Genomic DNA, 5,657 nt, shown 5'->3' on the forward strand with positions numbered 1-5,657 from the left:
AGAAAGAAAGGGGCGGCTCCGCTTCTTTGTCGCTCCAGGAGGGGGCAGCGCCCCCCGGCTCAATGCGCTCCTGGCCCCCTTCAGAACCCCCCGCAAGGGGAGGGGCGAGCCGCCCCAGGCACGAAGAAGTCCCCTTGACCCCATTATTTCACACTCAATTATCATGCCTGAAAAAAACTGTGTCATTTTAGTATACCCCTTTTTTTTGTATTGCACGCACTCGAAATCTTGCAAAAGACAACACGGCTGTGCTATGCTAACCGAAATACGCACGCTTATGGCATGGCCGGTGTATAACAACCGGCTCGTCAAATTCGGTCTCCCCGGCACCCGGCGCCCGGCGCCAGACACCCGGCACACACGCCAGACGGGGGGCAGAGAAAGCGGAGGCTAAACCGAAAAGGAGGACTTTTTTAGTATGGTTGTTTCGATGAAGGAATTGCTCGAGTCCGGAGTACACTTTGGACATCAGATCAAGAGATGGAACCCAAAGATGAAAAGATATATCTTCGGCGAAAGAAACGGGATATACATAATCGATCTGCAAAAGACGGTAAAAGGCATAGAGGACGCCTACATGTACATCAGGGACATGGCAACTGCGGGTGCGGATATGTTGTTTGTGGGAACCAAAAAGCAGGCACAGGACTCCATAGCCGAAGAGGCACAGAGGGCCGGCGCCTTCTACGTCAACCAGCGTTGGCTGGGCGGTATGCTGACAAACTTCACCACCATCAAAAAGAGCATCGAAAAGCTCAAGAAGATCGAGGCCATGAAGGCCGATGGTACCTACGAGGTTCTTCCCAAAAAGGAGGTATCGGCCCTTGAGAAGGAGCGTACAAAGTTGCAGAAGAATCTCGGCGGTATCAAGGACATGCGTGTGCTGCCATCTGCACTCTTTGTCGTAGACCCGCGCCGGGAGAATATCGCTATTATGGAGGCCAAAAAACTCTCCATCCCAATCATAGCCATTGTCGATACCAACTGCGACCCCGATAACATAGACTACGTTATCCCCGGCAACGATGACGCCATACGGGCAGTAAAACTCGTCACCTCCAAGGTAGCCGACGCCATATTAGAGGGCAGGGCAGTGCTCAACAAAAAAATGGACGATGGCGTCCAGGATTCACAGATAGAAGAGAAAAAGGCTATGGAAGAAGCAGAAGAAAAGCAAAAGGAGGTAGTAGCGTAATGAGCATCTCAGCCAGTATGGTAAAGGAGCTAAGGGAACAAACCGGCGTTGGCATGATGGAGTGCAAGAAGGCCCTGACGGAGACCGACGGGGATTTCAACAAGGCAATGGACCTGCTCCGTAAAAAGGGACTTGCCTCGGCAGCCAAACGCTCTGGCAAAAAGGCTTCCCAGGGCGTGGTCTTTTCTTACATCCACATGGACAAGATCGGCGTGATGCTTGAGCTAAACTGCGAAACGGACTTTGTCGCCAAAACGGACGACTTCAAGGAACTGGCCAAGGACATAGCCATGCACATAGCCGCTGCCAATCCATCCTACATAAATCCCTCCGATGTTCCGGAGCAGGTCGTAGAGCGCGAAAAGGACATATACAGGGCACAAGTGGTTGGTAAACCGGCCAACATAGTGGACAAGATCGTGGAAGGCAAGCTGGACAAGTTCTACGCCGACACGTGCCTGGTCAAACAGATATTTGTAAAGGACACCGAAGGCAAATTGACCATCCAGGACATAATATCTGGCAAGATAGCCAAGGTCGGTGAAAACATCCTGGTCAGACGCTTTGTGCGCTACCAGGTGGGTGAGACGCTCCAGGACGAAGCGGCAGCAGCCGGTTGTGGTGACGTTGACACAGCCTCGGCCACCCAGTAGCACAGAGCGGGCAATGGATACACCGAAATACAAGAGAGTGCTGATCAAGTTAAGCGGCGAGGCCCTCATGGGCGCTGAGAGCTATGGCATATCGCCTGATATGGTGCTCTACGCCGCCGATGAGATCAAGGCCGTCTACGAACTTGGCGTCAACATGGCCATAGTCATAGGCGGAGGCAACATATTCAGGGGAGTGGGGGCATCCATCAAGGGCATAGACCGGGCAACGGCAGACTACATGGGTATGCTTGCCACGGTCATTAACGCCCTGGCCTTGCAAAACTCCCTCGAAAAAATAGACGTCCCCACGCGGGTACAATCGGCCATCGAAATGAGAGCGTTGGCTGAACCCTATATCAGACGTAAGGCCATCAGGCATCTGGAAAAGGGTCGCGTGGTCATCTTTGCCGCAGGCACGGGCAATCCATACTTTACTACGGATACGGCCGCCGCCCTGCGCGCCATGGAGATAGGTGCCGACGTCATATTTAAGGCAACTAAGGTCGATGGCATATACAGCGACGACCCCGTAAAAAACCCAACCGCCACGCGCTTTGACTCTATCACGTATAAGGAGGTACTCGCCCGTGGCCTGACCGTCATGGATTCCACGGCCATCACCCTGTGCATGGACAACAACCTCCCGATTATGATATTTAACCTGAAGAACAAGGGCGCCATCAAGGACGCGGTATTGGGGAAAAAGGTAGGTTCTTTAGTAGGAGGACATGCAGAATGAATAAGGAGCTTCAGCAGAAACTCAACTCCAGGATGAATGGCGTGATAGAGTTTCTCAAGAAGGAGTTTGCATCGATACGCACGGGCAGGGCATCGCTTGCGCTGCTCGATTCAATCACGGTGGATTATCACGGAAGCCACATGCCTGTAAACCAGATAGCAACCCTGGGGCTTCCAGACCCGCAGACGATCACAATACACCCCTGGGAGCAGAAGATCATACCAAACATAGAAAAGGCGATCCTGAAATCAGACCTCGGCCTTACCCCAATGAACGACGGTAAGATGGTCCGTATACCCATCCCGCCGTTGACCGGGGAGCGTAGGAAACAACTGGTCAAGGTGACAAAGAAAAAGGCCGAAGAGGCAAAGATCGCCATCAGAAATATCCGGCGCGAGATAAACGACGAACTTAAAAAACTAGAAAAAGACGAACACGTCAGCGAAGATGATACGAAGAAGTCTCAGGCAGAGGTGCAGAAGATTACCGATGCCTTTATAAAGACGGTGGACGAGGTACTTGCACACAAGGACAAAGAGATAATGGAGGTATGACGTTGCAGATAAACTTTATGCTTAAGGTGGAGGATGCCAAACTGCCTGATATCCAGAAGGCGTTAAAGGGTGCCGGTATTAAGGTCAAGAGTATTGTCGAGCTACATAAAGAGGGCACCCCGGAGGTGGCTAACACTCCGGAGGTAGTCAACGCACAGGACGGCAACACGAAAGGGGGACAACAGTAGTGGCGATAAACAACACAAATTCCGACATAAACGATGACGATTACGACAGAAGAGAGGATGCCAACGCCATGGCGCCCACCCCGGAAGAGGTCAGACTCAACGGTGTCAAGAAGGTACTCTTGCATGAACGTCAACTGCTCCTGAAGGAGGCCAAGATGGAGATATCCAACTTCACCAGGGGCGAGGAGAAGCAACTCGTTGAGGCGGCCCTCGATGATGGCGACTGGTCTGTGGTGGATATTGCCGGAGAGATTATCTTGCAGAAGCTGCATCACCATAAGATAAAGCTAAACAAGATAGACGAGGCGCTGAGGAAGATCAAGAATGGCTCCTATGGGGTGTGCGAAGATTGTGGAGTGCATATAAGCGAAGCGCGTCTAAAGGTGCTGCCATATGCAACTATGTGCGTAGAGTGTAAGGAGAAACGGGAAAAACTAGAAGAGATAGAAAAGGAACATTCGTTTCAATAACAGACCCGTTCCGGTGAAAAACCCCTGGCAGGGGCGTTTGCAGGGGCAATTTGCAGGGGTCACGAACTTTGTTTATACAGGTCTACGGCTACTACCACTACGCACATGACCGCAACGATGGCAATGATGGTGAGGTGTGAGAGCTGTTTGCCTGCAAAGGCCAGTATGAGTATAGTCAGGGCTGTTATTAGTCTCAGGATATCGGGGTCTCGTTTGGTTTTACTGACGATTGTGGTAGAGGCAAAACGGACCGTCCACAAGGTGAGCAGGCAACAGATGACGGAGCCGCAAAATACCCATCGTATACTATCTGACAGGGTTGGGTTTAGTGTGGGGTTTGCGGAGCTGGAGATTATCAGCTCGACCCCCACGGCACTTGCAGTGATGAATATGGCCAGTGGCAGGTGTGAATATATCCATAGGTTGTAGGTGTGGAAGAGCCGTTCTTCCAGCTTATCCCACATATCGGTGCTATCGGGGTTTTCGAAGTACATAAGCCATAGGCTGATGACGATACTGAGTCCTGCTATGGCGGTGGCCAGTGATGCAGGTGTCCAGCTCAGGTTGTATATACCGCGCACAACCCCCGATATAGATTCTCCGAGGACTATTATGATGAACAACCCAAATCGTTCCGGCAGGTGCATAAGATGTGGGGGAAACTCGACCTGCACCTTGCCCAGGATTAGGGGGGTTGCGTAGTCTACAATTATTGCTATGCCCCAGAGTATAAACCGGTACGGGACAGGTACAAAGACGGAGACAAACCATATGGCCGCCGCAATGGAAAACCCCAGCATATAGCCCTTGATCAAGACACCGGCATCCTTAACGTAGTACATGGCCCGGAGGTACTGCACCATGAGCACCATGCGCACTGCCACGTAGCTCAGGGCAAATGCCACGGAGGATTTACCAAAGCCGTTGGAGGCACTGATGGCCATGGCCATTACGGCAAACATCTGCAAGATGGTGAGCATTCGGTGTCCCATGTCGTCGGTATCAAAGCGCGTTGCGTAAAATGTTGCCCCCACCCACGACCACCAAACCGGTATGAACAAAAAGATGTATTGAGCAAATCCGGTCATGGATAGATGGTGTTTTAGGAAATCCGCCAGTTGCGCGACAACCACCACAAAGATGAGGTCATAAAACAGCTCAAACCATGTTGCGTGTCGTTCTTCTTCGCCAGTGTGGGCGCCAGCGCGTAATTGCGGGGGCTGCCATATGTTTGTCTTCATAAACGCTCCTTATTAAAAAACATTGTTAGATTCGATAGCACCACAATCAACCGTGGAGTCGGGATTTGTGGCACTTTTATACCTTCATAATGGCATTGTTGCTGTGCTTAAATCAATGTGATCACTCTTGAATGGAGTGGTACCATAGCATCGGCCTTAACAGACGGATTATTAGTTTTGCTTCTAAATGTAAGTTCCTTGATATTACATGGTTTTTTCATTGTACCCTCTTCTTTTCAGCTTTGCTTCTAAATAAGACCTCATGCCCAGTATGGAACATACTTTGCGTACCGCCTGGAGCTGTTATTAGGATCATCAAACTTCACTAATCCATCGGTGAAAGCATCAGAGATAATACGCGATACCGTTTCTGCCTTATTTTCAGGCAAGCAGAAACGCTCTCTCAAACTCTGGTTTGTCATCTTTTGATTGCTTACATAACGCAAACAGGTATCTTCTTTAAATTTCATGGTAACTATACTTTTACGCATCCTGGATTCCTGGTCAAGCCAGGAATGACACACTTGGAAAACGGCTGTAACCGTCATTCCTGCGAAAGCAGGAATCCATGCCTTTTACCGTGAAATAATTTTTACCCTGCTTTTTAAAGAGGATAC

General features: G+C 50.5%; 7 protein-coding genes. 6 read left to right on the forward strand and 1 reads right to left on the reverse strand.

Annotated elements, in window-relative coordinates; genetic code table 11:
* The first annotated feature begins 418 nt into the window (after positions 1 to 418).
* Genes rpsB through HWQ67_RS11945 form a run of 6 tightly spaced genes read left to right on the forward strand, consistent with a single transcriptional unit; the run spans position 419 to position 3,799 of the window.
* Positions 419 to 1,195, forward strand: coding sequence for a 30S ribosomal protein S2 (gene rpsB / locus HWQ67_RS11920; protein ID WP_218252914.1), 777 nt, complete (start codon positions 419 to 421; stop codon positions 1,193 to 1,195).
* The gene (gene tsf / locus HWQ67_RS11925; protein ID WP_218252915.1) at positions 1,195 to 1,848 is read left to right on the forward strand and encodes a translation elongation factor Ts; all 654 of its coding nucleotides are present in this window, start codon (positions 1,195 to 1,197) and stop codon (positions 1,846 to 1,848) included. The genes rpsB and tsf overlap by 1 nt, the downstream gene beginning before the upstream one ends.
* A gap of 13 nt (positions 1,849 to 1,861) precedes the next feature.
* The gene (gene pyrH / locus HWQ67_RS11930) at positions 1,862 to 2,587 is read left to right on the forward strand and encodes a UMP kinase (RefSeq protein ID WP_218252916.1); all 726 of its coding nucleotides are present in this window, start codon (positions 1,862 to 1,864) and stop codon (positions 2,585 to 2,587) included.
* Positions 2,584 to 3,141 carry a ribosome recycling factor gene (gene frr, locus HWQ67_RS11935; protein WP_218252917.1) on the forward strand — a complete coding sequence of 186 codons (558 nt, stop codon included), beginning with the start codon at positions 2,584 to 2,586 and terminating at the stop codon, positions 3,139 to 3,141. The genes pyrH and frr overlap by 4 nt, the downstream gene beginning before the upstream one ends.
* Positions 3,138 to 3,329: a hypothetical protein gene (locus tag HWQ67_RS11940; RefSeq protein ID WP_040336216.1), complete on the forward strand. Its 192-nt coding sequence runs from the start codon at positions 3,138 to 3,140 to the stop codon at positions 3,327 to 3,329. The genes frr and HWQ67_RS11940 overlap by 4 nt, the downstream gene beginning before the upstream one ends.
* Entirely contained in the window at positions 3,329 to 3,799 is a 471-nt protein-coding gene (locus HWQ67_RS11945; protein ID WP_218252918.1) for a TraR/DksA family transcriptional regulator, read from the forward strand. Before HWQ67_RS11940 ends, HWQ67_RS11945 begins: the two co-directional genes overlap by 1 nt.
* 59 nt (positions 3,800 to 3,858) lie before the next feature.
* On the opposite strand, the gene HWQ67_RS11950 is transcribed toward HWQ67_RS11945, so the two are convergent.
* Positions 3,859 to 5,040 carry a low temperature requirement protein A gene (locus HWQ67_RS11950; RefSeq protein WP_218252919.1) on the reverse strand — a complete coding sequence of 394 codons (1,182 nt, stop codon included), beginning with the start codon at positions 5,038 to 5,040 and terminating at the stop codon, positions 3,859 to 3,861.
* Positions 5,041 to 5,657: the final 617 nt, after the last annotated feature.

The sequence above is a fragment of the Candidatus Magnetobacterium casense genome (assembly GCF_019173545.1).
GTDB classification, from domain to species: Bacteria; Nitrospirota; Thermodesulfovibrionia; order Thermodesulfovibrionales; family Magnetobacteriaceae; genus Magnetobacterium; species Magnetobacterium cryptolimnobacter.